This is a genomic window from Sphingobacterium sp. UBA2610 (assembly GCF_002339225.1).
GTDB classification, from domain to species: Bacteria; Bacteroidota; Bacteroidia; order Sphingobacteriales; family Sphingobacteriaceae; genus Sphingobacterium; species Sphingobacterium multivorum.
The window spans coordinates 213116-233826 of record NZ_DDKA01000017.1; the positions used below are offsets into that span (position 1 = coordinate 213116).

At 38.4% G+C, this 20711-nt stretch carries 30 protein-coding genes; 27 read left to right on the forward strand and 3 right to left on the reverse strand.

Going from position 1 to position 20711, the window contains the following annotated elements:
- From rplX to B4Z47_RS12040, 23 genes are all read left to right on the forward strand, one after another.
- Entirely contained in the window at positions 1 to 345 is a 345-nt protein-coding gene (gene rplX / locus B4Z47_RS11930; protein WP_070570406.1) for a 50S ribosomal protein L24, read from the forward strand.
- Positions 345 to 914 (forward strand): 50S ribosomal protein L5, encoded by a 570-nt coding sequence (gene rplE, locus B4Z47_RS11935; RefSeq protein ID WP_046674875.1) that lies wholly within the window; start codon positions 345 to 347, stop codon positions 912 to 914. The genes rplX and rplE overlap by 1 nt, the downstream gene beginning before the upstream one ends.
- A complete protein-coding gene (rpsN, locus tag B4Z47_RS11940; RefSeq protein ID WP_028071569.1) occupies positions 907 to 1176 on the forward strand; it encodes a 30S ribosomal protein S14 in 270 nt (89 codons plus the stop codon). The genes rplE and rpsN overlap by 8 nt, the downstream gene beginning before the upstream one ends.
- A 136-nt stretch (positions 1177 to 1312) precedes the next feature.
- On the forward strand, positions 1313 to 1714 hold the full coding sequence (gene rpsH, locus B4Z47_RS11945) for a 30S ribosomal protein S8 (protein WP_223584601.1): 402 nt from the start codon (positions 1313 to 1315) through the stop codon (positions 1712 to 1714).
- Between the two features lie 21 nt (positions 1715 to 1735).
- Complete coding sequence (gene rplF / locus B4Z47_RS11950; RefSeq protein ID WP_088160090.1) at positions 1736 to 2290, forward strand: 50S ribosomal protein L6; 555 nt, start codon at positions 1736 to 1738, stop codon at positions 2288 to 2290.
- Positions 2287 to 2649, forward strand: a complete 363-nt coding sequence (gene rplR, locus B4Z47_RS11955) for a 50S ribosomal protein L18 (RefSeq protein WP_172462327.1) — start codon at positions 2287 to 2289, stop codon at positions 2647 to 2649. The genes rplF and rplR overlap by 4 nt, the downstream gene beginning before the upstream one ends.
- A gap of 12 nt (positions 2650 to 2661) precedes the next feature.
- Positions 2662 to 3180 carry a 30S ribosomal protein S5 gene (gene rpsE / locus B4Z47_RS11960; RefSeq protein ID WP_112373920.1) on the forward strand — a complete coding sequence of 173 codons (519 nt, stop codon included), beginning with the start codon at positions 2662 to 2664 and terminating at the stop codon, positions 3178 to 3180.
- Positions 3181 to 3185: 5 nt separating this feature from the next.
- Positions 3186 to 3365: a 50S ribosomal protein L30 gene (rpmD, locus tag B4Z47_RS11965; protein ID WP_046674880.1), complete on the forward strand. Its 180-nt coding sequence runs from the start codon at positions 3186 to 3188 to the stop codon at positions 3363 to 3365.
- Positions 3366 to 3484: 119 nt separating this feature from the next.
- Complete coding sequence (gene rplO, locus B4Z47_RS11970) at positions 3485 to 3931, forward strand: 50S ribosomal protein L15 (RefSeq protein WP_046674881.1); 447 nt, start codon at positions 3485 to 3487, stop codon at positions 3929 to 3931.
- Between the two features lie 3 nt (positions 3932 to 3934).
- Complete coding sequence (gene secY / locus B4Z47_RS11975) at positions 3935 to 5272, forward strand: preprotein translocase subunit SecY (RefSeq protein ID WP_046674882.1); 1338 nt, start codon at positions 3935 to 3937, stop codon at positions 5270 to 5272.
- A gap of 9 nt (positions 5273 to 5281) precedes the next feature.
- Entirely contained in the window at positions 5282 to 6064 is a 783-nt protein-coding gene (gene map, locus B4Z47_RS11980) for a type I methionyl aminopeptidase (protein ID WP_046674883.1), read from the forward strand.
- A 74-nt stretch (positions 6065 to 6138) separates the two neighbouring features.
- The gene (infA, locus tag B4Z47_RS11985; protein ID WP_002997456.1) at positions 6139 to 6357 is read left to right on the forward strand and encodes a translation initiation factor IF-1; all 219 of its coding nucleotides are present in this window, start codon (positions 6139 to 6141) and stop codon (positions 6355 to 6357) included.
- A gap of 45 nt (positions 6358 to 6402) precedes the next feature.
- Positions 6403 to 6519 (forward strand): type B 50S ribosomal protein L36, encoded by a 117-nt coding sequence (gene ykgO, locus B4Z47_RS11990; protein ID WP_013665024.1) that lies wholly within the window; start codon positions 6403 to 6405, stop codon positions 6517 to 6519.
- Positions 6520 to 6549: 30 nt separating this feature from the next.
- A complete protein-coding gene (rpsM, locus tag B4Z47_RS11995) occupies positions 6550 to 6927 on the forward strand; it encodes a 30S ribosomal protein S13 (RefSeq protein WP_046674884.1) in 378 nt (125 codons plus the stop codon).
- Between the two features lie 10 nt (positions 6928 to 6937).
- Positions 6938 to 7327 (forward strand): 30S ribosomal protein S11, encoded by a 390-nt coding sequence (gene rpsK / locus B4Z47_RS12000; protein ID WP_046674885.1) that lies wholly within the window; start codon positions 6938 to 6940, stop codon positions 7325 to 7327.
- Between the two features lie 60 nt (positions 7328 to 7387).
- A complete protein-coding gene (rpsD, locus tag B4Z47_RS12005; RefSeq protein WP_046674886.1) occupies positions 7388 to 7996 on the forward strand; it encodes a 30S ribosomal protein S4 in 609 nt (202 codons plus the stop codon).
- Between the two features lie 96 nt (positions 7997 to 8092).
- Positions 8093 to 9085 carry a DNA-directed RNA polymerase subunit alpha gene (locus tag B4Z47_RS12010; RefSeq protein WP_046674887.1) on the forward strand — a complete coding sequence of 331 codons (993 nt, stop codon included), beginning with the start codon at positions 8093 to 8095 and terminating at the stop codon, positions 9083 to 9085.
- Between the two features lie 108 nt (positions 9086 to 9193).
- A complete protein-coding gene (gene rplQ, locus B4Z47_RS12015) occupies positions 9194 to 9697 on the forward strand; it encodes a 50S ribosomal protein L17 (protein WP_286727366.1) in 504 nt (167 codons plus the stop codon).
- 157 nt (positions 9698 to 9854) lie between these two features.
- Positions 9855 to 11000, forward strand: a complete 1146-nt coding sequence (locus tag B4Z47_RS12020; protein WP_115047043.1) for an aspartate aminotransferase family protein — start codon at positions 9855 to 9857, stop codon at positions 10998 to 11000.
- A gap of 138 nt (positions 11001 to 11138) precedes the next feature.
- Positions 11139 to 12101, forward strand: coding sequence for an acetylornithine carbamoyltransferase (locus B4Z47_RS12025; RefSeq protein WP_115047045.1), 963 nt, complete (start codon positions 11139 to 11141; stop codon positions 12099 to 12101).
- A 51-nt stretch (positions 12102 to 12152) separates the two neighbouring features.
- Positions 12153 to 12950, forward strand: a complete 798-nt coding sequence (gene argB, locus B4Z47_RS12030; protein WP_115047047.1) for an acetylglutamate kinase — start codon at positions 12153 to 12155, stop codon at positions 12948 to 12950.
- Between the two features lie 27 nt (positions 12951 to 12977).
- Positions 12978 to 13784 (forward strand): pyrroline-5-carboxylate reductase, encoded by an 807-nt coding sequence (gene proC, locus B4Z47_RS12035; RefSeq protein WP_070570386.1) that lies wholly within the window; start codon positions 12978 to 12980, stop codon positions 13782 to 13784.
- The gene (locus tag B4Z47_RS12040; protein WP_286727367.1) at positions 13774 to 14838 is read left to right on the forward strand and encodes a M20 family metallo-hydrolase; all 1065 of its coding nucleotides are present in this window, start codon (positions 13774 to 13776) and stop codon (positions 14836 to 14838) included. Before proC ends, B4Z47_RS12040 begins: the two co-directional genes overlap by 11 nt.
- 35 nt (positions 14839 to 14873) lie before the next feature.
- Here B4Z47_RS12040 and B4Z47_RS12045 read toward each other — a convergent pair whose 3' ends face one another.
- Positions 14874 to 15347 (reverse strand): Lrp/AsnC ligand binding domain-containing protein, encoded by a 474-nt coding sequence (locus B4Z47_RS12045; RefSeq protein ID WP_046674894.1) that lies wholly within the window; start codon positions 15345 to 15347, stop codon positions 14874 to 14876.
- Positions 15348 to 15735: 388 nt separating this feature from the next.
- Between B4Z47_RS12045 and B4Z47_RS12050 the strand changes: the two genes are divergently transcribed.
- Entirely contained in the window at positions 15736 to 16782 is a 1047-nt protein-coding gene (locus B4Z47_RS12050; protein WP_046674895.1) for a hypothetical protein, read from the forward strand.
- Here the strand turns inward: B4Z47_RS12050 and ruvC are convergent, their stop codons facing one another.
- Complete coding sequence (gene ruvC, locus B4Z47_RS12055) at positions 16783 to 17349, reverse strand: crossover junction endodeoxyribonuclease RuvC (protein WP_046674896.1); 567 nt, start codon at positions 17347 to 17349, stop codon at positions 16783 to 16785.
- Between the two features lie 100 nt (positions 17350 to 17449).
- Between ruvC and B4Z47_RS12060 the strand changes: the two genes are divergently transcribed.
- Together B4Z47_RS12060 and B4Z47_RS12065 are read left to right on the forward strand one after the other, a co-directional pair.
- Positions 17450 to 18424 carry a lysylphosphatidylglycerol synthase domain-containing protein gene (locus B4Z47_RS12060; protein WP_070570381.1) on the forward strand — a complete coding sequence of 325 codons (975 nt, stop codon included), beginning with the start codon at positions 17450 to 17452 and terminating at the stop codon, positions 18422 to 18424.
- Complete coding sequence (locus B4Z47_RS12065; protein ID WP_070570379.1) at positions 18408 to 19538, forward strand: glycosyltransferase family 2 protein; 1131 nt, start codon at positions 18408 to 18410, stop codon at positions 19536 to 19538. The genes B4Z47_RS12060 and B4Z47_RS12065 overlap by 17 nt, the downstream gene beginning before the upstream one ends.
- A gap of 1 nt (position 19539) precedes the next feature.
- Here the strand turns inward: B4Z47_RS12065 and B4Z47_RS12070 are convergent, their stop codons facing one another.
- Positions 19540 to 20280, reverse strand: coding sequence for a lysophospholipid acyltransferase family protein (locus B4Z47_RS12070; RefSeq protein WP_070570377.1), 741 nt, complete (start codon positions 20278 to 20280; stop codon positions 19540 to 19542).
- Between the two features lie 123 nt (positions 20281 to 20403).
- On the opposite strand from B4Z47_RS12070, the gene B4Z47_RS12075 reads away from it, so the two are divergent.
- Complete coding sequence (locus B4Z47_RS12075; RefSeq protein ID WP_070570375.1) at positions 20404 to 20703, forward strand: DUF2089 family protein; 300 nt, start codon at positions 20404 to 20406, stop codon at positions 20701 to 20703.
- Positions 20704 to 20711 lie beyond the last annotated feature (8 nt).

A 20711-nucleotide genomic window follows, 5' to 3' on the forward strand; every position in this document is an offset into this window, starting at 1 on the left:
ATGGCACAGAAAACAAAAACAACTACGCACAAAATCAAAATTAAAAAAGGTGATTTAGTGAAAGTTATCGCTGGTAACTCTAAAGGTGTTCAAGGAAAAGTATTAACTGTTTTAGTGGATAAAAATAGAGCTATCGTTGAGGGCGCTAACATCGTAAAAAAACACACTAAACCAAGTGCAGCTAATCCTAATGGTGGTATCATTGAGAAAGAAGCTGGTATTCACATCTCTAATTTAGCTGTTATCGATCCTAAAACAGGTGCAACTACACGTGTAGGTCGTAAGTTAAATGCAGATGGTAAATTAGTTCGTTACGCTAAAAAATCAGGGGAGGAAATTAAATAATGACTTACGTACCAAGATTAAAAGTGAAATATGCGGAGGAAATCCGTAAAGCACTTCAAGAAAAATTTCAGTATAAAAGTATTATGCAGGTTCCTAAACTTGAGAAAATCGTTGTTTCACAAGGCGTAGGAGCTGCAACAGCTGACAAAAAATTAATCGATAACGCTATCGCTGAGTTGACTTTAATCACAGGTCAACAAGCCGTTGCTACAAAATCGAAAAAAGATATTTCAAACTTTAAATTACGTAAAGGTATGCCTGTAGGGGCACGTGTTACTTTACGTGACAACAATATGTTTGAGTTCTTGGACCGTTTGGTAGCAGTATCGCTTCCACGTATTCGTGACTTCCGCGGTATCAACGATAAAGGCTTTGACGGACGTGGTAACTATAACTTAGGTATCACTGAGCAAATCATTTTCCCTGAGATCAACATTGACAAAATCAACAAGATCCAAGGTATGGACATCACTTTCGTGACTTCTGCTCAAAATGATGTTGAGGCTTTAGAATTGTTGAAACAATTCGGTTTACCATTTAAAAATCAAAATACTAATAACAATGGCTAAAGAAGGATTAAAAGCACGCGAAGTAAAACGCGCCAAATTGGTAGCTAAATATGCGGCAAAACGTGCAGAATTAAAAGCTGCTGGCGATTACGTTGCATTAGATAAATTGCCTAAAAATGCTTCTCCAGTACGTTTACACAATCGTTGTAAATTGACTGGTCGTCCTAAAGGATATATGCGTCAATTCGGTATCTCTCGTGTAACATTCCGTGAGATGGCTTTAGATGGCAAAATCCCAGGGGTGAAAAAAGCTTCTTGGTAATTAAAAAAAAATACTTAATTTTGCCCGGGCAATTCAACTGAGGATTGCCGGGGTTTTTGCATTTTAAAATTGTTTAACAGATAGAAGGTCCCATACCAATGGTTGGGAGGGAAACCGCTGTCACAAATTTTCATATATAATGACTACAGATCCAATTGCGGATTACCTTACACGAGTAAGGAATGCCATCAAGGCCAACCACAGGGTTGTTGAAATTCCTGCATCGAACCTAAAAAAAGAGATCACTAAAGTTCTTTTTGACAAAGGTTACATTGCTAATTACAAATTCGATGAGAATGGCGTACAGGGTACGATCAAAATCGCATTGAAATATAATCCAATTAGCAAAATTCCGGCTATTCGTACGTTGACACGTGTGAGTAAACCTGGTTTAAGAAAGTATGCAAGCGTTGATACTATGCCTCGTGTTTTGAACGGTTTAGGTATTGCTATCTTGTCAACATCGAAAGGTGTAATGACAGATAAGGAAGCTAGACTTCAAAATGTTGGTGGTGAAGTTTTATGTTACGTTTATTAATCTAGGTAAAAGCACAAAGAAATGTCAAGAATTGGAAAAGCGCCTATCGCTATCCCTGCTGGGGTAACTGTTACTATTTCGGACAAAAACTTAGTTTCAGTAAAAGGTCCTAAAGGCGAATTAACACAACAAGTTGACCGTGACATCACGATTGCTCAAGAAGAGGGTAATATCGTTGTAACACGTCCAACTGATCAAAAGAAACACAAAGCATTACACGGTCTATACCGTTCCCTGTTGGCTAACATGGTTCACGGTGTGACTGAAGGTTACAAAACTACGCAAGAGTTAGTCGGTGTAGGTTACCGTGCTTCAAGTACTGGTAATGTATTAGAGTTAACTTTAGGTTTCTCTCACCAGATTGTTTTTGTATTGCCAAACGAGGTTAAAGTATCAACTACTGCTGACAAAGGTAAAAACCCTACAATCACTTTAGAGTGTGCTGACAAACAATTGATCGGTCAGGTAGCGGCTAAAATCCGTGGCTTCCGTAAACCAGAACCTTACAAAGGAAAAGGTGTCAAGTTTGCAGGTGAAGTATTGAGAAGAAAAGCAGGTAAATCAGCTAAAAAATAATAATCATGGCAGGACAAAAAGCATCTCGTAGAGAGAGAATCAAAAAAGGAATCAGAAAAAACCTTGCTGGAACGTCTGAACGTCCACGTTTATCGGTTTTTAGAAGTAACAAAGGTATCTATGCGCAAATCATTGATGACAATGCAGGCAAAACATTAGTTGCTGCATCTAGCTTGTCAAAAGAGTTTGTTGCATCTGGTAACAAGGTTGATCAATCTAAAGCTGTAGGTAAATTGGTGGCTGAAAAAGCATTAGCAGCAGGTATTAATAAAGTAGTTTTTGACCGTAATGGGTACTTATACCATGGCCGTATCAAATCTTTGGCTGAAGGTGCTCGCGAAGGCGGTTTAGACTTTTAATCATAGAAAGAAATGGCATTAAGCAATATAAAAAGAGTAAAATCAAGCGAAATTGAATTAAAAGATCGCTTAGTAAGTATCCAACGTGTAGCTAAAGTTACTAAAGGTGGTCGTACTTTCAGCTTCTCTGCAATTGTTGTAGTAGGTGATGAAAACGGTATTGTTGGTTACGGTTTAGGTAAAGCTAAAGAGGTAACTGAAGCAATCACGAAAGGTATCGATGACGCAAAGAAAAATTTGGTAAAAGTTCCTATTATCAAAGGTACTGTTCCGCACGCACAATATGGTAAATATTCTGGTGGTTCAGTTTTGATTAAACCAGCTGTAGGTGGTACAGGAGTTTTAGCAGGTGGTGCAATGCGTGCAGTATTGGAGTCTGCTGGTATCAAAGATGTATTGGCTAAATCATTAGGTTCTTCTAACCCACACAACGTGGTAAAAGCAACTGTAACTGCTTTAGCAGATATGCGTGATGCGTATACAGTAGCACAACACCGCGGTGTCGATTTGAATAAAGTATTTAACGGTTAATTATCATGGCAAAAATCAAAATCACCCAGATAAAGAGCGTTATCGACAGAAGCGAGCGCCAAAAGAAAACTATTGAGGCATTGGGTTTGAAAAGAATCAACCACTCAGTAGAAGTTGAAGCTACTCCATCAATTATTGGAATGGTACGTAAAGTAAACCATTTAGTAGCTATCGAAACTATTTAATATTAGCATATGGAAGAGGTCTTTGGGCTTCTTCCATTACTTGTTATTAATAATCATTATTTTTTAATCGCTAGTACCTGTTTAGTGAGAGCGAAGGGCTAGCACAATTTAGTTTAAAAATGAACTTAAGTAATTTAAAACCTGCAAAAGGTGCAGTAAAAAGTAGCAAACGTATTGGCCGTGGTACTGGTTCTGGTCGTGGTGGTACTTCAACACGTGGTCACAAAGGTGCTGGTTCTCGTTCAGGTCACTCTACGAAAATCGGTTTCGAAGGTGGTCAAATGCCTTTGCAACGTCGTGTGCCTAAATTTGGTTTCAAAAACATCAACCGTGTTGAGTATAATGGTGTAAACTTAGATACTTTACAAGCGTTGATCGAGAAATACAATTTAACAGCTGTAGATTTCGACGCATTGAAAGCTCATGGTTTAGTGTCTAAAAATGACAAAGTTAAAATCTTGGGTCGCGGTGAGTTGAAAGCTAAAGTTGAAGTAACAGCGCACGCGTTTACTGCTTCTGCTCAAAAAGCTATTGAAGCTGCAGGCGGTTCTATCGTTAAAATTTAATAAATGAAGAAACTAATCACAACCTTAACCAATATTTGGAAAATCGATGATTTACGTACGCGTATTCTAAATACCTTACTTTTTCTTTTGATTTACCGTATTGGATGTCACGTGGTATTACCAGGTGTAAATCCTCATGCTTTGGCTTCTGGTCAAAAAGAGGGTTTATTGGGCTTACTGGATATGTTTGCGGGGGGATCATTCTCTCGTTCGGCTATCTTTGCTTTAGGGGTAATGCCATATATCTCGGCATCCATTGTTGTTCAATTGCTGGGCATCGCGGTTCCTTACTTCCAAAAGATGCAGAAGGAAGGGGAAAGTGGTCGTCAAAAAATGAATCAAATTACTCGCTATTTAACTTTAGGGATTACTTTGCTTCAAGCTTTTGCTTATGTACGTACTCAAATCGAGCCAAGTGCTAAGACAATAGCTGACCCATTATTCACTATTCTGACTGCTATAGTTTTGACAGGCGGTACTTTATTTGTGATGTGGTTAGGAGAGAAAATTACGGATAAAGGTATCGGTAATGGTATTTCTTTGATCATCATGACTGGTATTATCGCTCAATTGCCAAGTGGTATCACTGCGGAATGGGTTTCTAGAATGGCGAAAGGTGGTGGTGGTCCAATTCCATTGTTGCTTGAATTTGTAGCTTTGTTCTTTGTTGTGATCTTTACGATCTTGATCGTACAAGGTGTTCGTAAGATCCCTGTACAATACGCGAAGAAAATCGTTGGAAACAAGCAAGTCGGTGGAGTACGTCAGTATATACCGTTAAAGGTAAATGCTGCAGGTGTAATGCCTATCATTTTTGCGCAGGCAATCATGTTTGTGCCAATGAGTTTAGGACAGTTCTTCCCAAATCTTCAGTCGGAATTTTTGACTTCGTTGAGTAACTATACTTCTGTTGCATACAACGTGACATTTGCGGTGTTAATTATCGCATTTACGTTTTTCTATACAGCGATTATGGTGAACCCACAACAGATGTCGGACGACATGAAGAAGAACGGAGGTTTTGTACCGGGTATTAAACCGGGATTGGAAACTAGTAATTTTATAGACCGCGTAATATCAAATATTACATTTCCAGGTGCAATTTTCTTAGCGATCATTGCTATTCTACCTGCTATTGCAAGTTTGTTTGGTATTAATAATCAATTTGCGCACTTCTACGGTGGTACGTCATTATTGATTTTAGTAGGTGTGGTGTTGGATACTTTGCAACAGATCGAATCTCATTTATTGATGCGTCATTACGATGGATTAATGAAAACAGGTCGTATTAAAGGTCGTTCGGCCGCGTCTGTTGAGGGAATGGATCATTCGGCAATTTAATTTCTTTAGATGTCTAAAGTATTTTATAAGTCAGCAGAAGATATAGAGCAATTGCGGAAGTCAGCAGATGTGCTTTCGCAATTGCTTGGTGAAATCGCAAAAGTGATTAAACCTGGGGTAAAGACTATATCTCTTGATAAATTAGCTTATGAGTATATTCATGATAACGGCGGGACGCCTGCGTTCTTAAATTATCAGGGATTTCCATATTCTTTGTGTATATCTGTCAACGATCAAATTGTACACGGTTTTCCAAGTGATTATGAAATTAAAGATGGAGATCTTGTTTCGGTCGATGGTGGTGTCAATCTGAACGGCTTTATCAGTGATTCAGCATACACCTTTGGTGTAGGTGAAATATCTGAAGAAGCACAGTTGTTACTGGATGTAACAAAGGAATCATTGTACAAAGGTGTTGAACAGGCGGTGGCTGGTAAACGTGTTGGGGATATTTCTTCAGCTGTTCAGGAGTATGTGAGCAAATTCGGATTCGGAATTGTTCGTGAACTGGTTGGACACGGAGTTGGTTATCACTTACATGAAAAACCTGAGGTTCCCAATTATGGAAAACGAGGTGCTGGTCCTAAATTGGAAGAAGGTTTGGTTATTTGTATCGAACCGATGATCAATGCAGGGCGTGCGGGTGTTCGTTTTTGGGATGATGGTTGGACAGTAAGTACAGTGGATGGGAAATTATCGGCGCACTTCGAACAGATGGTTGCAATCCGAAAAGGAGAACCAGATGTGTTGCTGACATTCGAACATGTAGAGAAAGTTTTGAACAAAAAGTAGTTGGTTTTCAATTATTTTTATTTATCTTTGCACTCCTGTTCGCAGGCTTTTAAATTAAATTTAATCGAGAATATATGGCTAAACAAGCCTCAATAGAACAAGACGGTATAATTAGAGAGGCACTTTCTAATGCTATGTTTAGGGTAGAGTTGGAAAATGGACATGAAATCATTGCCCATATTTCTGGTAAAATGCGCATGCACTATATCAAAATTTTACCTGGTGATAAAGTTAAATTGGAAATGTCTCCGTATGATTTGACTAAAGGAAGGATTACTTATCGCTATAAATAGCCGTAAGCCCTTGTATTAGTGCAAGCTTTTGAAAAAATAAATATCATGAAAGTAAGAGCATCAATAAAAAAACGTAGCGCGGACTGTAAGATCATCCGTCGTAAAGGTAAAGTTTTTGTAATCAACAAAAAGAACCCAAAGTTTAAACAACGTCAGGGTTAATTCATTAAAAAAATAATAGCTTAATATTATATGGCAAGGATAGCAGGTATTGATTTACCTAAAAACAAAAGAGGTGTGATCGGCCTTACCTATATTTTTGGTATCGGTCGTACAAGAGCTGAATATATCTTGGAAAAAGCTGGTATCAGCGAAGATGTGAAGGTACAAGAGTGGAATGATGAGCAATTGGCAGCAATTCGTACCATCATTAACGACGAATTGAAAGTTGAAGGTGCATTGCGTTCTGAAATTCAATTAAACATCAAACGTTTAATGGATATCGGTTGTTACCGTGGATTGCGTCACCGTAAACACTTACCAGTTCGTGGTCAACGTACTAAAAACAACTCACGTACTCGTAAAGGTAAACGTAAGACAGTTGCAAACAAGAAAAAAGCTACTAAATAATAAATAAGAAATGGCTAAAACTAAAAAAGCTGCAAAAAAGCGTATCGTTGTTATCGAACCTGTAGGTCAGGCTCACATTAACGCAACGTTTAACAATATCATTGTAACTTTGACGAATAATCAAGGTCAAACTATTTCTTGGTCTAGTGCTGGTAAAATGGGTTTCCGTGGTTCTAAAAAGAACACGCCATATGCTGCTGGTCAGGCTGCACAAGACTGTGGAAAAGTTGCTCACGATTTGGGTTTACGTAAAGTTGAAGTGTTTGTTAAAGGACCTGGTGCTGGTCGTGAATCGGCAATCAGAACATTGCAAACAGTAGGAATCGATGTGACTACTATCAAAGATATCACTCCACTTCCTCACAACGGTTGTCGTCCTCCAAAACGCAGAAGAGTTTAATTAATTTAAAGATAAGATTCATCGGCTATAGGCTGATAGATACTTTAATTGTAAAAGAAAATGGCTAGATATACAGGACCTAAGTCCAAAATTGCCCGTAAATTTAGAGAGCCGATCTTCGGCCCAGATAAAGCGTTAGAAAAGAAAAATTACCCTCCTGGACAACATGGAGCTTCTAAACGCAGAGGTAAACAATCTGAATATGCTATTCAGTTGTTAGAAAAACAAAAAGCAAAATACACTTACGGTGTATTGGAGCGTCAGTTCTCAAACTTATTTGTTAAAGCTGCCTCTAAACAAGGTATTACAGGTGAGATCTTCTTGAAATTGTTAGAAGCTCGCTTGGATAACGTAGTTTACCGCTTAGGTATCGCTACTTCTCGTGCCGCTGCTCGTCAGCTGGTATCCCACAAACACGTTACTGTTAACGGCGAAGTTGTTAACATTCCATCATATAGCTTGCGTCCAGGTGACGTTGTAGCAGTTCGTGAACGTTCTCAAACACTTGAAGCCATCACAAATTCAGTTGCAGGTCGTACTGTAAATAAATTTTCTTGGTTAGAGTGGAATGCGAAAGAATTGACAGGTACTTTCTTAAGCTATCCAGAAAGAGCTGACATTCCTGAAAACATCAAAGAGAACTTAATCGTTGAGTTATACTCTAAATAATAAATAAAATAGAAGAATGCATAGTCCAATTTTTGGGGTATGCATCTTCTATTGTATTACAATTATTATTACAAATAAAACATTAAAAGAAAATAAATGGCAATTTTAGCATTTCAAAGACCGGATAAAGTTATCATGCAAAAATCTACGGATTTTGATGGTACGTTTGAATTTCGTCCATTGGAGCCTGGTTTTGGTGTAACCATTGGTAATGCTTTGCGCCGTATTCTATTGTCCTCTTTAGAAGGATATGCAATTACGTCGATAAGGTTTTCTGGCGTTTCGCACGAATTTTCAACGATCAAAGGTGTTGTTGAAGACGTAACTGAAATTATCTTGAACTTGAAACAAATTCGTTTCAAAAAAACAGGTGAGATTGGCGACAACGAAAAGGTATTTGTAGTAATCAATGGTCAAGAACAATTCTTAGCTGGTGATATCACAAAATTCTCTAATAACTTTACGGTCTTGAACCCAGACATGGTAATCTGTAACATGGATAATTCAGTGACAATTGAATTGGAATTGAGTATTGCCAAAGGTCGTGGATACGTAAATGCTGATGAGAATAAAGTTGTGGATGCTCCAGTAGGTGTTATCGCAATCGATTCGATCTTTACTCCGATCAAGAATGTTAAATATACCATTGAGAATTACCGTGTAGAGCAAAAAACTGACTACGAGAAATTGTTGTTGGATATCTCTACTGATGGCTCAATTCACCCCGAAGAAGCTTTGAAAGAAGCTGCTAAGATCTTAATTCAACACTTTATTCTATTCTCTGATGAGAATATGCTTCTTGAGTCTCAAACGAAAGAAGAAACTAAAGTTGTTGATGAAGAAATCTTACATATGCGTAAGATTCTGAAAACAGAATTAGTAGATCTTGATCTTTCAGTTCGTGCATTGAACTGTTTGAAGGCTGCAGATATTCGCACATTGGCTGAGTTAGTAACTTATGACGTGGCTGATATGTTGAAATTCAGAAACTTCGGTAAAAAATCGTTAAGTGAAATCCAAGAATTGGTTAAATCAAAAGGTTTATCATTCGGAATGAACTTGGCGAAATACAAATTAGACGAAGAATAATAATTTATTAAGCGACCACTAGTCGTAATTCCTTTTGGCTGTCTGAATAGGTGATTTTTACCTATTTGAACTATACAAAAACGGTACGGTTAGTATAATAAAATCAAAATGAGACACGGAAAAAAAGTAAATCACTTAGGCCGTACGGATAGCCATAGAAAAGCAATGTTGGCTAACATGGCGACATCATTAATCCTACACAAACGTATTACAACTACTTTGGCTAAAGCTAAAGCGTTACGTACGTATGTTGAGCCTTTGATTACTAAATCTAAATACGACACAACACACTCTCGTCGTACAGTATTCGCTTATTTGAAAGATAAAGACGCAGTTTCTATCTTATTCCGCGAAATTTCTGAAAAAGTAGCTAACCGTCCAGGTGGTTACACGCGTATCATCAAAATGGAAAACCGTTTAGGTGATAACGCAGAAATGGCTTTCATCGAACTAGTTGATTACAACGAAATCTACGGTAAAAAAGCTGCTGCTGCTGAGAAAAAAGCGACTCGTCGTCGTGGTGGTGCTAAAAAAGCTGCTACTGCCGAAACTGAAGCTCCTGCAGAAGTTAAAGCCGAAGTAGAAGGTGAAGAAAAAGTAGACGGAGAATAGTATTCTGCTGATCTAACATAAAAAAGTCCTCTTTTTAAGAGGACTTTTTTTATTTTATGACCATTCCTACCGTTATAACTAATATATTTGTATTGCTAAAATCTGATAGCTTTTTCTATTACAAGCTATTTCGTTTATCAATCTATAATTCATTAAGATGAAACCATTTGATGTTTATCCCATTAATCCCATTAACATAGTAAAAGCTAATGGATCAACGGTGTGGGATGCCGAAGGAAATGCTTACTTGGACTTGTATGGTGGCCACGCTGTGATATCGATCGGACACACGCACCCACATTATGTACAACGTATAACAGAGCAATTGAACCGCATTGCGTTCTATTCTAATTCTGTTGAAATTCCAATTCAGCGTGAACTTGCCCGATTGTTGGGGGAAGTGTCGGGAAAGGTTGATTATGATTTATTTCTTTGTAATTCGGGCGCAGAAGCGAATGAAAATGCATTGAAATTAGCTTCTTTTTATAACAAAAGAAAGAAGGTTATTGCATTTTCAAAAGCATTTCATGGACGCACATCGTTAGCTGTTGCTGCAACAGACAATCCGAGTATCGTGGCTCCTGTAAACGAGACGGACAATATTGTTTTTCTTCCTTTTAATGATGAAGAGGCTTTAACCAGCGCTTTCGCATCTTATGGTGAGGAAATTTCATCCGTTATTGTAGAGAGTATTCAGGGAGTTGGCGGTATTCGGGAGGCTTCAGTTTCTTTTCTTCGTTTGATTCGGTCTCTTTGTGATCAATATAATGCAGTTTTCATTGCAGACGAAGTACAATGTGGCTACGGCAGGACGGGCTTATTCTACGCCCAGGATTATTCCGGCGTCGAAGCTGATATTTATACCATGGCAAAAGGTATGGGCAATGGGTTTCCAATCGGAGCAATAAGTATATCGCCTAAATTTAAAGCTACTTACGGCAGTTTGGGTACTACCTTCGGGGGGAATCATCTTGCATGCGCGGCAGCTTTGGCTGTTTTGGAGGTCATCCAACAAGATCAGCTTATGGAAAATGCTGCACAAGTCGGCACCTATCTTATCAATGAATTGAAGCAAATAGAGGAAATTATTGAAGTTAGAGGTAGGGGATTAATGATCGGTATCGAACTTCCAGCATCGTTGGGTCATGTGAAGAAGGATCTCTTGTTAAAGAACCGTATCTTTACGGGAGAGGCTAAGCCATTTGTGATTCGCTTATTACCTGCCCTGAATATGACGAAAGAGCATGCGGATCAGTTTTTATCTGCATTAAAGGAGCATGTAAAGGCCGTAACGGTTGCGTAAACCCCTAAATGCTGTCAAATTGGCCAATGGCTGTTTCAGCTTGTGGAAATTTGATTGCACTGTATTAGTTAAAATATATACTGAGTGTGACGCGCTTATTTATTGCCGTTGAAGATGCACTCGAATAAATAGATATAGATGAAAAAGTTTTTCTCTGTTAAGGATGTTTCCAGTGTAGCGGACGTTGTTCAAGAAGCGTTAAATTTGAAAGCTGCACCATATGACAATCAGGATCTTGGTCAACACAAAACGCTGGGACTTGTATTTTTGAATCCCAGTTTACGTACACGTTTGAGCACACAAAAAGCGGCGATGAATTTGGGCATGAATGTGATGGTTATGAATATGGATAAAGATGGTTGGGCTCTTGAAACACAGGATGGTGTTGTGATGAACGGGACAACTGTTGAACATATTCGTGAAGCCGCTGCTGTTATGGGCGAGTATTGTGATATTTTGGGACTTCGTTCCTTTCCAAAATTGAAAGATCGCGAAGAGGATTATAGTGAAGACTTATTCAACAAATTCATTAAATACTGTGGTGTTCCTGTTGTTTCCTTAGAAAGTGCAACGCGGCATCCGCTACAGAGTTTGACGGATATGATTACCATCACTGAGTATAAAAAGACCGAGAAACCAAAAGTGGTTTTGGCTTGGGCTCCGCATGTTAAGGCATTACCTCAAGCGGTACCTAATTCTTTTGCAGAATGGATGTGCAAAGCGCAAGAAGAGGGATTGGTCGATTTTACGATAGCTCAACCTATGGGCTATGAGTTAAGTGAAGAATTTACAGCCGGTGCAACCGTATCTAATGATCTTGAAGAAAGTTTAAAGAATGCTGATTTTGTCTATGTGAAAAACTGGTCTTCTTATCAGGAATATGGCGAGGTATATGGTGTTGATAAAGATTGGATGATGGATAATAAGAAGCTGAAGCTGACAAATGATGCCAAAATCATGCATTGCTTGCCAGTACGAAGAGATCTCGAATTATCTTCAGAAATTTTGGATGGGCCAAACTCACTCGTGATTAAAGAGGCCAGCAACCGTGTTTGGGCTGCTCAGGTTGTTTTGAAACGTATGTTAGAGGATTTGGTATAGTACAATCCTATTGATTTTTGAAAAACTATTTTTATTGGGAAAAGTTGCGTAATGGCTAATAGTGTATTAAATATTATTAAAATTGGCGGGAATATTATTGATGATGAACGCCAATTGGATTCTTTTTTAGAAAAGTTCTCCGCATTATCAGGGAAAAAGATTCTTGTACATGGTGGAGGTAAAATTGCAACTCGTTTGGCTAGTGAACTGGGCATCGAAGCCCAAATGGTAGAAGGGCGGCGTGTGACAAATGAGGAAATGTTACGCGTTGTAACAATGGTATACGCCGGATTGACAAACAAGACAATCGTTGCGAAGTTGCAAAATTTGAAATGTGATGCTGTCGGATTAACCGGAGCTGATGGGGATGTCATTAAAGCGATAAAGCGTCCTGTAAAAGATATCGATTATGGTTTTGTAGGTGATTTGTTACATGACTCTGTAAATACCTTGGCCATCAAAAAGTTTTTGGAAGCGGGTTTTGTTCCTGTGTTTTCAGCTATTACACATAATGGCCTTGGACAATTGCTCAATACCAACGCGGATACAATAGCTTCTTCATTGGCGGTGTCTTTGGCTTCATTATATGAAACTTCTTTGGTTTATTGTTTCGAGAAGAACGGCGTTTTACGGGATGTAACAGATGAGAATTCGGTAATCCCAACGATTAAGTCAGAAGAGTTTGAACATCTTAAGGAATCCGGCGTAGTGAACGACGGGATGATCCCTAAGTTGCAAAATGCATTCAATGCTATAAATAAAGGTGTTCAAGAGGTCTATATTGGAAATGCTAATAATCTGCATTTGTTTCAACAAGGACAATTTGGCACTTGCTTGACATTAAAATAAAAATCTAACCTAAACCCAACGATCGCTATGAAAAAGGTCACCATTATCGGAAGCGGTAATATCGGTCTTTCTTTGGCAAAAGGACTTGTAAAAAGTGAATTTGCCCATGCTGCCGATATTACCTTGACGAGGAGAAATTTGAATGCACTGGCCGAAGAAGCGCGCCAAGGCTTCTCAATAAGTAATGATAATAAACTCGCTGTAAAGGGGGCTGATATTGTTGTTTTCGCAATCCTACCTCAACAACTAAAAAAGGTATTGGTGGAAGTGGCTCCTGTAATTGAAAAGACCAATCAGATTTTTGTCTCTATTGTGTCGGGAGTTTCTTGTGCCGATTTAAAAGCAGAGTTGGGGGCAGATGCCACAGTGATACGAGCAATGCCCAATACGGCAATTGCAATAGCGCAATCAATGACGTGTATTGCCAGTGACAATGCTTCAGAGGATAGTTTGAAAGAGGTTGAGAAGATGTTTGAAACTGTTGGTTCAGTGGTTGTAATTAATGAAGACCTGATGACATCGGCAACAGCGTTGTGTGCTTGCGGTATCGCATTCTTCCTACGTGCGATTCGTGCTGCTTCACAAGGTGGAGTTGAAATCGGATTTCATGCGCATGATGCATTAAAGATGGCGGTTCAAACTGCAAAAGGCGCTGCTGATTTGTTATTGCACACCAATGCTCATCCAGAAGGAGAGATTGATAAGGTAACATCACCGAAGGGCTGTACAATAGCGGGATTGAACGAAATGGAACATAATGGTTTTAGTTCTGCTTTTATAAAAGGAATTAAACTATCTGCGGATAAAGCAGGAGGACTATACCATGAAGGATAAGCAGGGCTTATTTGAAGATGCTTTGGCCCTTTTAAAACAATTAATTGGACTATCGTCTTTAAGTAAAGAGGAAGAGTTCACAGCGGATTTAATTGTTCGCTTCTTTCAGGAGCGTGATATCAAAACACATCGAAAAGGCAATAATGTCTGGGTATATAACGCTCATTATGATAGCACCAGACCTACGATATTACTCAACTCCCATCACGATACAGTAAAACCAAATACAGGTTATACAAGAGATCCTTTCGCGGCGACTGTAGAGGAAGGTAAATTGTACGGATTGGGGAGCAACGATGCCGGAGGCTGTTTGGTATCATTGATAGCTACATTTTTGTATTTTTACCAGCATACGGACTTGAAGTATAACTTCTGTCTTGTCGCTAGTGCCGAAGAAGAGATCTCAGGTAAGAACGGTGTAGAATCTGTTTTGGATGATATCGGTTCAATTGATTTTGCAATTGTGGGTGAACCTACCTTATTGGATTTGGCAATTGCAGAAAAGGGACTGATGGTGTTGGATTGTACAGCATTAGGGACAGCTGGACATGCCGCACGTAATGAGGGCGATAATGCAATCTACAAAGCGATTAGGGATATTGAATGGTTTCAAAATTATACGTTTGAAAGGACTTCGTCAACCTTAGGCCCGATTAAGATGTCGGTAACCGTAATTCAGGCGGGATCACAACATAATGTGATACCGGCTACTTGTAACTTTGTTGTCGATGTCAGAACCACAGATGCTTATTCGAATGAAGAGACGTTGGATATTATCAAGTCTCATGTAAAATCAGAGGTCACAGCGAGATCGACGCGTCTGAAGTCTTCTTCTATTCCTGAAACGCATCCAATTGTCAAAGCAGGTGTTGTCCTGGGGCGTAAGGTATATGGATCGCCGACGATGAGCGATCAGGCTCTTATTCCTGTCCCTTCTCTGAAGTTGGGGCCTGGTGATAGCGCTCGGTCACATATGGCGGATGAGTTTATCTATATCGATGAAATTAGAGCAGGGATCGATCTCTATATCGAAATGTTAGAACAGATAGTATAAAAAAAGCTTCCATTTTTATGGAAGCTTTTTTTATACTAGACTAAGCTGATTTGACGTTTGATACTCTCTTCGAGAGAGATGATCGTCTCGGTACGTTGAATCCCAGGTACGGATTGAATATCTTCATTCAATACTTTTCTGAGGTGAACTGTATCTCTACAGATGATTTTTGCAAAAATACTGTATTGGCCAGTACAATAATGTAATTCGACCACTTCTTTGATTTCTTTCAATTTATCTACCGCATCTGCATATTGTGAACCTTTTTCAAGATAGATACCCAAAAAGGCCGTGATATCAAATCCGACTTTTTGAGGATTGATAATTAGATTTGACCCTCTAATGATACCTAATTCTTCCATCTTCTTCATTCTAACGTGAATTGTACCACCTGATACAATTAGCTTTTTTGCTATTTCTGTATAAGGAATAGAGGCATCGTTCATTAGAATAGACAAGATTTGGATATCCAAATTGTCTAGATCATAGTTTGCATATTGATTTTCCATTAACAATGGTTTTTGTGTTCATTAATTGGCCGTTGCATCAAAATCGGACCAATAGCTAAAGTAATTAAATTTATTTCAAAATTACTAAGAATTTTCGGTTTATAGATGTAAATTTAATAAAAAATACTTATTCATATTGATAATGTTATATGTTTTTGATTGAAAGTGATTATAATTGTTTCATGGTGATCTTATTATAGGTTAAGTGATTGTTTTCATGTTTGAAATCAGGATTATGATAAATTAATTTAGTATTGCCTTTTTAAGAAGTAGGAAATGCAGTTGGCCTATTAACAATCTAATCAGTTCGTATTTAGCGGTTGTTAGGTTAAAAATGTAGCCAACCGTGTGATGTTTGAGTAAACGAAAAATCAAATACGGAATAGCGATGGAAGAAGTTCAAGATGTAAAGATTTCGAAAAAGAAGCCGATTTTTGAAGTAGGGGAAGGACTTCATAAATACCTTAAGCTGTATCAGCGAGATGAAAAATTGCCTATAGGATATAAGGATCTACTGAATTTTACGGAGACAGTACCTGTTATGGATAAATTTGGCAACGATACTTTTTGGGAGACTCCACTGTATCCACAATATCTCATTGACCAATTATATGACGGGTTGAAGGTGATTTATGCTAAATTGAAAGCATCAGGTAATACGCGAATCGTCCAGCATAAATATATTGATCGTGTCGAGTACTGCGGCTTTGGCAATACGAAACCCTTTCGTATTCGTATCGTGAACCGTTTAAATGATGTGTATGATTATTTTTACATCAAGCAGGCCGATGCATCAAGAATATATGGACTGGAGTTGGAAGAAATATTGTCGCCCAATCAGGTGAATTATATGGTAGACCATGATACCTTGGTTGAGGAACATATTGTTGGAATTCCGGGAGACACTTTTTCGAAAACACGTATGTTCTCGCCTGATTATAATCTGACCCGGATTTCCAAAGAATTTGTCAAGTTTAATGAGCGATGTATTATTACGTTGTTGGGGGATATGCGGGCATACAATTTCGTGATGCAGATTACACCAGATTTTGATGATTTCCAGTTTCGAATTCGGGCAATAGATTTTGACCAGCAGTTTTATGAAGGAAATCCGAAGGTATATATGCCGCAATTTTTTAAGGAGAATCTTCCCTATGTCAAACTGGCGATGGAACATCTCAATGAAAAAACAGTACTGCAATACCAACAAGAGGAGCGTTCCTCTATTGTGCATAGAGTTCGAAGCGAAAGACATCGGATCGCTGATCTGAGGGATGCCTCGCAAACGCAGGTGCTCTCGACCCAGGAGAATATCAAACAGTTACGTGAGGGCTATGCTGAATTTTATCAGAACAACTCCTACCTCAAGTGTAAAACGATGACGGATATTGTGGAATTGAATGTGAAGAATGTGATTCGTCAGGTGCAAATGTGATTACTTGATTCGATCCTTGTTATCTTTGATAAAGGCGGACCATCCCGTGTACGACTTACTGTTGCCTGATACTGCATTTTTCTGAAACGAGTGGCAGACAGCAATTGCCAATCCGTCGGTGGCATCTAAAAATTGTGGTGTTTCCTCAAATTTTAATAGATTTTTTAGCATAGCGGAAACCTGCTCCTTTGTCGCATTTCCATTTCCTGTAACGGATTGTTTTATCTTTCTTGGAGAATATTCAAAGATCGGAATATCTTGCGCCAGCGCCGCCGCCATAGCAACACCTTGAGCTCGCCCTAGTTTGAGCATGACCTGTATGTTTTTGCCATAAAATGGTGATTCAAGGGCTACGCAGTCGGGATTATATTCCTGCATTAAAGCCGAAGTTTTTTTGAAAATACGTTGTAGTTTTAGAGCATGATCGTCTAAATGTCCCATTTTGATGACCCCCATTGAGATCAAGGATATGTTATTGCCAACTTCTTTGATGATGCCATATCCCAGTACAACGGTACCGGGGTCGATCCCTAAAATTATTCTTTCTTTCGCCTTTTCCTTCTGCATATACAATATTACAAATTTTGCGTTTTATTCGCGGATTGCATTCGACAAAACTTAATCATTTGGCTAAAATTTAGTAACATTGCTCTCTAATTATCGAAAGTTGACTGGAAGACAAAAAAAATACATCAGTCTTTTATTGAAGATGCTGGTTTTCGCCCTGGCGACCTGGTATATTGCCGTGAAAGTATCTGATAAAAGTAATATTGCGAAGTTTAAAACCCTAGTAGCAGGTTTAGAACAACATTCTGTTGTTTGGACCCTGGTTTTGATCGTGGTGTTAATGCTTGTAAATTGGTTGCTTGAAGTCGTTAAATGGCAGTATCTTGCCTCTAAACTGGAACGTATTTCATTTTGGCAGGCCTTCCAATCCGTTTTTTGCGGACTTACCTGGGCTATTTTTACTCCCAATAGGATTGGAGAGTATGGTGGACGCGTTCTTTTTTTACAGCCTCAACATCGGGCAAAAGGAGCCGTGGCGATGGGCGTTGGATTATTTGCACAATTGGTGCTCACAAGCGTTGCGGGATCATTAAGTATCGCTTGGTTTATCTGTAAATTTCTCTCAACTCCTTTAACCGTACAATTTGGTGTATGGCTACTTGCAATTATTTATGCCGGAGGATTTGTCATCTTATATTTCAATGTAAAATGGATCGATTTATTGGTCGGCAAAATTAAGTTTTTGAAACGGATTAAGCCTTTCTTTGAAGTATTGGAACACTATTCAATGCGCGAGCTCCGTATTGTTCTTTTAAATTCTTTGGCGCGATTTGTCATTTTTACTTCTCAGTATATCATCTTGATGAAGCTAACGCTACCTGAGTTACCGCTTTTATCCATGGTTCTGATGATTTTTATCCTATTTTTTGTGCAGGCAGCGCTACCTACATTGGATATTTTTGATTTCAGTGTTAGAAGTTTCGTTGCAAGCAATCTATATAGTTATATTACCACACAGGAAATTGCTGTAATGGCTATTGTTTCCTGTATTTGGTTCGTCAATTTGATTCTTCCAGCTATATTTGGTTCTATTTTTGTTTTTAAGATAAATTTTTTCGGTGATACAAATTCTTAACTATTTATTGATCATTTTTGCCTGCGTATACGTAATTCTAGTTTTATGGATGCGCAGAGGCTGGTTCTTGCTTTCGGAGCCTAACAATACTGTTAGGCCAACAATGACTGTATCTGTCATTATCGCAGCGCGGAATGAGGAGTTAAATATTAGGCGCACCATTGAATCGATACTAGGGCAAAATTATCCTAGAGAGCTCCTGGAGTTAATTATTATCGATGACCATTCGGACGATAGTACGTCTTTGATTGTGAAAGAATATGAAGAAAAAGGTGTCAAGCTGATTCAATTGAACGAAAATGGCCGTTTGAATTCCTACAAGAAATTAGCAATTTCAAGAGCGATAGATTGCTGTCATGGCGAAATTATTATCACTACAGATGCTGACTGCCGCATGGGGTCGAACTGGCTAAAGACAGTTATCAGTTCATTTGAGAAAGAAGGTGCCTATCTACAATCTTCTCCAGTAGTGTATTCAGAAGAAAAGAGTTTTTTTGAACGACTGCAGACCCTGGAATTTTTGTATTTGATAGGTTTGGGCGCTGCAGGTATTGGTAATAAAAAACCAACGACCTGTAATGGAGCGAATTTGGCCTATCGAAAGGATATTTTTAAACAAATGGGCGGATTTAAAGGGATTGATGAGCTTGCATCCGGAGATGATGAACTTTTTTTACATAAGGTAGCAGAACAATATCCCGATCGTATAATCTTTTGTAAATCACAAGATGCCGTTGTTTATACAGATGCAAAACCAGATTTGAAATCATTCATTAGTCAGCGTAGACGCTGGGCTTCAAAAAGTACCAAATATAAAAATAAAGGTGTCATCGCATTGGGGATTTCCATTTGGTTTTTCAACTTATTGATATTGGTTGCTGCAGTTCTTGCGCTCTGTGGTGTGAAATTTGTTGCTTGGGTAGTACTGTTCGCGTTGTTATTGAAGATGACTGTCGAATTTCTTTTTATTCAACCTTTAACCAGGTTCGCAAGCAGAAATGAACTCTTATGGTATCTTCCTTTATTAAGCCTGGCTCATATCCTTTATCTAGCTTATATCGGCATATTGGGTAACGTTGGGAAGTATGACTGGAAAGGGAGGCAGGTCAAGTAGCTTACTGCAATTTTTCGACCTTTAGTTTTATAGCTTCCTCAGCTAATTTAACGATCTCTTCAATATTCTTGCCCTCCGTATCCAAAGGATTTAGAACCTCCCAGGTCATATGAAGAAATGGGGTTAATGGATACATCCCATATTGTACCATTTCATATGATCCTGTGATGGCGATAGGAACAACGAGTGCGTTCGGATTCTTCTTTAGTAATGTGGCAATTCCGCCAACATGAAAGGCCTTCATTTTTCCGGTTTTCGATCTTGTTCCCTCTGGAAAAATAAACGCGGACCAGTTTTTGGTTTTCATATTATTCGCAAGCTTCAATATCTCAGCAATAGACTGTTTGGGGTCATTGCGATCTATATTTGCGGCACCACCATGTTTTAAGTTAAAGGAGATGCTAGGTATACCGCTGGCAAGTTCAATTTTAGAAATAAATTTTCCATGAAACCTGCGTAAAAAATAGATCATTGGCGGAATATCAAAGGTGCTTTGGTGATTGGCTACAAAGACTATGGGTTGCCCTGTTGGAATATTTTTATTGTCGATAAACGTCACCCGATTGAATAGGGTGTAATAGCAGGCAACGAGACAGGCATTTAATATATCCACACTCTTTTTGTGTGCATTATATCCACCCAGCTTTAAACATAACCACTGTATAGGGTGGAAGATAATCAAGGATAAACCAAAACAAAGCCAAAATATTATAGATAGGAAATAGCCTAAAAACTTCTTCATAAATGTTATTTAATGATACAAATATATCATTAAGCAGTGGTTTTTAAAAAATATTGATTTTATAGTGTTTTGTTTTAATATTATTAATGTTATATTTAATAATATTAATATAGTTATTATTTAATGAAAAAAATACCGGTTGATTGCCCTTGTTGTGAAGCGAAGTTAAAAGTCGCTAAATTGGTGTGTGACTCCTGTGAAACCGAAGTTGTTGGAAAGTTTTCATTACCCGTGTTAATGCAACTTACTGTTGAGGAGCAAGAATTTGTTCTGAATTTTTTGATACACTCAGGAAGTTTAAAGGAAATGGCAAACCAAATGGGAAAATCCTATCCGACAGTTCGTAATATCCTGGATGATCTGATTCAAAAAATGAAAGCTCTTATGAATAAAAATAGTGTTGGCAGAAATAGAAATATTTAGTGGCGAGG

Bases quoted from the DNA above. Each gene is read 5' to 3' on its own strand.
- rplX (WP_070570406.1), top strand. From the start codon at position 1: ATGGCACAGAAAACAAAAACAACTACGCACAAAATCAAAATTAAAAAA.
- rplE (WP_046674875.1), top strand. From the start codon at position 345: ATGACTTACGTACCAAGATTAAAAGTGAAATATGCGGAGGAAATCCGT.
- rpsN (WP_028071569.1), top strand. From the start codon at position 907: ATGGCTAAAGAAGGATTAAAAGCACGCGAAGTAAAACGCGCCAAATTG.
- rplF (WP_088160090.1), top strand. From the start codon at position 1,736: ATGTCAAGAATTGGAAAAGCGCCTATCGCTATCCCTGCTGGGGTAACT.
- rpsE (WP_112373920.1), top strand. From the start codon at position 2,662: ATGGCATTAAGCAATATAAAAAGAGTAAAATCAAGCGAAATTGAATTA.
- rpmD (WP_046674880.1), top strand. From the start codon at position 3,186: ATGGCAAAAATCAAAATCACCCAGATAAAGAGCGTTATCGACAGAAGC.
- rplO (WP_046674881.1), top strand. From the start codon at position 3,485: ATGAACTTAAGTAATTTAAAACCTGCAAAAGGTGCAGTAAAAAGTAGC.
- secY (WP_046674882.1), top strand. From the start codon at position 3,935: ATGAAGAAACTAATCACAACCTTAACCAATATTTGGAAAATCGATGAT.
- map (WP_046674883.1), top strand. From the start codon at position 5,282: ATGTCTAAAGTATTTTATAAGTCAGCAGAAGATATAGAGCAATTGCGG.
- infA (WP_002997456.1), top strand. From the start codon at position 6,139: ATGGCTAAACAAGCCTCAATAGAACAAGACGGTATAATTAGAGAGGCA.
- ykgO (WP_013665024.1), top strand. From the start codon at position 6,403: ATGAAAGTAAGAGCATCAATAAAAAAACGTAGCGCGGACTGTAAGATC.
- rpsM (WP_046674884.1), top strand. From the start codon at position 6,550: ATGGCAAGGATAGCAGGTATTGATTTACCTAAAAACAAAAGAGGTGTG.
- rpsK (WP_046674885.1), top strand. From the start codon at position 6,938: ATGGCTAAAACTAAAAAAGCTGCAAAAAAGCGTATCGTTGTTATCGAA.
- rpsD (WP_046674886.1), top strand. From the start codon at position 7,388: ATGGCTAGATATACAGGACCTAAGTCCAAAATTGCCCGTAAATTTAGA.
- B4Z47_RS12010 (WP_046674887.1), top strand. From the start codon at position 8,093: ATGGCAATTTTAGCATTTCAAAGACCGGATAAAGTTATCATGCAAAAA.
- rplQ (WP_286727366.1), top strand. From the start codon at position 9,194: ATGAGACACGGAAAAAAAGTAAATCACTTAGGCCGTACGGATAGCCAT.
- B4Z47_RS12020 (WP_115047043.1), top strand. From the start codon at position 9,855: ATGAAACCATTTGATGTTTATCCCATTAATCCCATTAACATAGTAAAA.
- B4Z47_RS12025 (WP_115047045.1), top strand. From the start codon at position 11,139: ATGAAAAAGTTTTTCTCTGTTAAGGATGTTTCCAGTGTAGCGGACGTT.
- argB (WP_115047047.1), top strand. From the start codon at position 12,153: ATGGCTAATAGTGTATTAAATATTATTAAAATTGGCGGGAATATTATT.
- proC (WP_070570386.1), top strand. From the start codon at position 12,978: ATGAAAAAGGTCACCATTATCGGAAGCGGTAATATCGGTCTTTCTTTG.
- B4Z47_RS12040 (WP_286727367.1), top strand. From the start codon at position 13,774: ATGAAGGATAAGCAGGGCTTATTTGAAGATGCTTTGGCCCTTTTAAAA.
- B4Z47_RS12045 (WP_046674894.1), bottom strand. From the start codon at position 15,347: ATGGAAAATCAATATGCAAACTATGATCTAGACAATTTGGATATCCAA.
- B4Z47_RS12050 (WP_046674895.1), top strand. From the start codon at position 15,736: ATGGAAGAAGTTCAAGATGTAAAGATTTCGAAAAAGAAGCCGATTTTT.
- ruvC (WP_046674896.1), bottom strand. From the start codon at position 17,349: ATGCAGAAGGAAAAGGCGAAAGAAAGAATAATTTTAGGGATCGACCCC.
- B4Z47_RS12070 (WP_070570377.1), bottom strand. From the start codon at position 20,280: ATGAAGAAGTTTTTAGGCTATTTCCTATCTATAATATTTTGGCTTTGT.
- B4Z47_RS12075 (WP_070570375.1), top strand. From the start codon at position 20,404: ATGAAAAAAATACCGGTTGATTGCCCTTGTTGTGAAGCGAAGTTAAAA.